The 4,346-nt window shown below is 37.8% G+C and carries 1 protein-coding gene; it reads left to right on the forward strand.

Annotation, left to right across the window (positions count from 1 at the left end; genetic code table 11):
- Positions 1 to 399: 399 nt before the first annotated feature.
- Positions 400 to 4,346 (forward strand): alpha-amylase family glycosyl hydrolase (locus tag ACLU24_RS03750; protein ID WP_412610428.1); only part of this gene is annotated, 3,947 nt, incomplete at its 3' end.

Genomic DNA, 4,346 nt, shown 5'->3' on the forward strand with positions numbered 1-4,346 from the left:
TTCAACAGGTAAGAGTCTTACAAAAACATTTAATGTTACTGTAAAATAATTTAAATTGCATAGCAATTAAATTCTAATAAGAATACCTCCTATTGGGTTTTCCATAGGAGGTGTTTTTATGGTTTGATAAGATAGCTTGAATATAAATTAAATATTATTACATTATTATTTTAAAATAGAATATTAGCATAATTATTAATTATTATTGGTGAAAATGCTCAATAAGACTGTTAAAAATAGCTATATTATGCTTTAATTGTAGATTTATTTTTATTTCTTATGTAGAATAAAAAATCTGTAAAATTAAGGTATGATAAATATGCGAAATTGTACGAAATTATATATTGTGCTGTGATGATTTCGTACTGCTTAACAAAAATTTGAAAGGAAGGTTTTGCAATGCAAAAAAGAAAAAGTACTGCTGGAATTCTCAAGCGTTGTCTTTCAGGATTTCTGGCAGTAGCTGCTGTTGCAACAAGCGGATTATTTATTAATCCGATAAAAGCAGAAGCAGCAAGCTCAAATGTTCTTTCTAACTCAGAAAGAGGCGTTATTTACGCAAATTCTCGTACAGATTTCCGTGATGAATCTATTTACTTCTTGATTACTACAAGATTCTATGATGGAGATCCAAGCAACAATGCTCGTACTTCTGAAGATGAAAAAGCTAAGAACCCTGAGAGTGACCCATCTTGGCGTGGCGATTTTAAAGGACTTATTGACAAGCTTGATTATATCAAGGCTCTTGGCTTTACTGCAATCTGGATTACTCCAGTTGTAGAAAATAATTCAGGTTACGATTATCATGGTTATCATGCATATGATTTCAGTGCAGTTGATAAGAGATATGAATCTAATGGTATTACATATCAGGATTTGATTGACGCCGTTCATGCAAAAGGTATGAAGGTTATTCAGGATGTCGTTCTTAACCATACTTGTAACTGGGGTGAAAAAAATCTTCTTAAGATTGATAACCCTGTTTATGGTGGTGGACGCAGTAACTATGTAATGCCGTCTGGTGCAAGTTTAGATACTGAAAATATTTATCATCACAATGGTTTCTGTGGTGGCGGTGACTGGGATAACTACGAGGCTCAAAGAAAAACTATCGCTGATGACTGCTTCGACCTCGAAACAGAAAATCCAAAGGTCTATAACTATTTAGTAGATTGTTATACAAAATATATCAACATGGGTGTTGATGGCTTCCGTGTTGATACAGTTAAGCATATTAATCGTCTTACATTGAATACTGTATTTATGCCGGCTTTCCAAAAGGCAGGTGGAGATAACTTCTATATGTTTGGTGAAGTTTGTACCAAGGGACATGATGTATGGTATCGTGACCAGCCCGGTATATCGACCAGTTTCTATACATGGGACGATGATAATAGTTGGAAGAGTCGTTGGACAACAAACACAGCGTCTAACGAATCTTTGGTAGAGGAACATTATAAGTCACATAATGATACAAGCAAACAGCCAACAAGTGATAATGCTTTCCTTAAAGGAAATGAATATCATACACCTAACTATTCTGATAAATCAGATATGAATGTTATTGACTTCCAGATGCACTGGAGCTTTAATAGCGCTAATGGAGCATTTAACACAGCTCGTGGAGAAGATAAATATTTCAACGATTCTACTTGGAATGTTGTTTATGTTGATTCTCACGACTATGCCCCAGATGAATGCCAAACTTTAAGATATACAGGTGGTACTGATGCTTGGGCAGAAAACCTTTCACTTATGTTTACATTCCGCGGAATCCCTTGTGTTTATTACGGAAGTGAAATAGAGTTCCAAGCTGGTAAGCCAATAGATGTTGGTCCTAATTCCCCTCTTAGTCAAACAGGTCGTGCATATTATGGTGACCACATTGAAGGTACGGTTTCTACATCTGACTTCACAGTTTTCGGAAATATAAGCGGTGAGGTTCAGAATACACTTAATTCTACACTTTCACAGCACATTATGAGATTGAACAGAATCCGTCAGGCTATCCCTGCTCTTAGAAAGGGACAATATTCAACAGAGGGTTGCTCTGGTAATATGGCATTTAAGCGTCGTTATACAGACTCTAATACAGATAGCTTTGTATGCGTAGCAATTTCTGGCGGTGCAACATTCTCAGGTATTCCTAATGGTAGATATGTTGATGCCGTTACAGGCGATGTTCAGAATGTAAGCGGCGGAACACTTACAGCAAATGTTTCCGGCAAGGGTAACATGAAGGTTTATGTTCTTGATACAGCTAAGACTCCTGCTCCTGGCAGAGTTATTACAAACGGCAAATATCTCACAGACGGTGGTGCAGCAGAACTTATCGGACCTGAAACAATAGAGCAAATTCCTGCAACTGGTATTACAGTAAGCAAGTCTTCTGTTTCTATCCTTGAGGGCAATTCTGAAACTGTTACTGCAAAGGTTACACCTGATAACGCAACAAATAAGACTGTTACTTGGACATCAAGCAATCCAACCGTTGCAACAGTTGCAGGCGGAAAAATTACAGGTGTTTCTGTAGGTATAGCTACAATTACAGCAAAGACTTCTAATGGACTTACTGCAACAGTTTCCGTTAAAGTAAATGAGAATCCAAATATAGTAAAACCAACAGGCGTTACCATTTCTCCTACATCAGCTACTGTTGAGGCAGGAAAAGAAACAACGCTTACAGCAACAGTAACTCCTTCAAATGCAACTAATAAAGAGGTTACTTGGACATCAAGCAACACATCTGTTGCCACTGTATCTGGTGGAAAGGTAAAGGGTGTTGCAGAGGGTACTGCTGTTATTACGGCTACAACTTCTAATGGCAAAACTGCAACCGTAACCGTAACCGTCACTGGTAAGACAATTACATATCTTGATGGTGACGGTGTATACTTTGAAAAGCCGTCTGGCTGGGGTTCTAATATTAATGTATACTTCTTTAGCAATAATCAGACAGTAGGTGCTTCGTGGCCTGGCACAGCCATGAAAGACCTCGGTGATGGTCTTTACGGTTTTAAATATGACACAACAGATTCCAACTTAATGGTTATATTCAATGATGGCAGTAATCAGACTGATGACCTCAAGTATGTCAAGAATGGTTACTACAATTCAAGCGGTTATGTTAGAACTGTTGAAAGAGTAACGGAAATTAAGCCAACGGCGATTACTCTTAACAAAACAAATATTGATATTGATGTTACAGCTACAGAACAGCTAACAGCAACAATTACTCCGTCAAATGCAACAAACAAATCAGTTACTTGGACATCAAGCAATACTTCTGTTGCGACGGTATCAAACGGCTTGATTACACCTAAGTCAGTGGGTGTAACTACTATTACAGCTACTACCTCAAACGGTCTTAAAGCGACTGCAAATGTAACCGTAGCTGAAAATTACACATATGAGCTTATGAACACTTCAACAATCAGTGCGACATCTATTAAAAAAGGTAGTTCAATTACAATGAAGGGTTCAGCAGAAGGCGGCAGATCACCTTATACCTACACATATTTATGCAAGTCGCCTTCAAGCTCAAGCTACACAACGCTTAAAACAACAACGGCAACAAGCTATAAGCATACTCCAACAAGTGCAGGTACATATTCTTATGCGGTTAGGGTTACTGATTCAACAGGCAATAGTCTAACTAACAAATTTACAGTTACTGTAAAGGCTACTACAACAGCACTTGCAAACAATTCAACAATCAGTGCGACATCAATCAATTTTGGTTCATCAATTAAGATAACCGCAAAGGCCACAGGCGGCAAAGCACCATATAAGTATAGATATTTCTATAGACTTCGTGGCGACATTGATTGGACAGCTATTACAGGCACAACAACAGCAACAACATGCACACATAAGCCAACTAAGGCGGCTAACTATCAGTATGCAGTAAGAGTATTTGATTCAACAGGTAAGTATCTTACAAAGACATTTGATGTAAATGTTAAGAAGGTTGCAGAACTTGCAAATGCTTCTACAATCAGCGCAACATCAATTAACCTTGGTTCATCAATCAAGATGACGGCAAAGGCAACAGGCGGCAAAGCACCATATAAGTACAGCTATTTCTGCAAGCCGGCCGGAGAAATTGATTGGGTAACTCTCAAGAATGCAACAACAGCAACAACCTATACTTATAAGCCAACTAAGGTAGGTACATATTATTATGCAGTAAGAGTATTTGATTCAACAGGTAAGAATCTTACAAAACAATTTACTGTAAATGTTAATAAGGTTGCAGAACTTGCAAATGCTTCTACAATCAGCGCAACATCAATTAACCTTGGTTCATCAATCAAGATGACGGCAAAGGCAACAGGCGGCAAAGC

Source organism: Pseudoruminococcus sp., from assembly GCF_047012705.1.
Taxonomy (GTDB): Bacteria; Bacillota; Clostridia; order Oscillospirales; family Acutalibacteraceae; genus Pseudoruminococcus.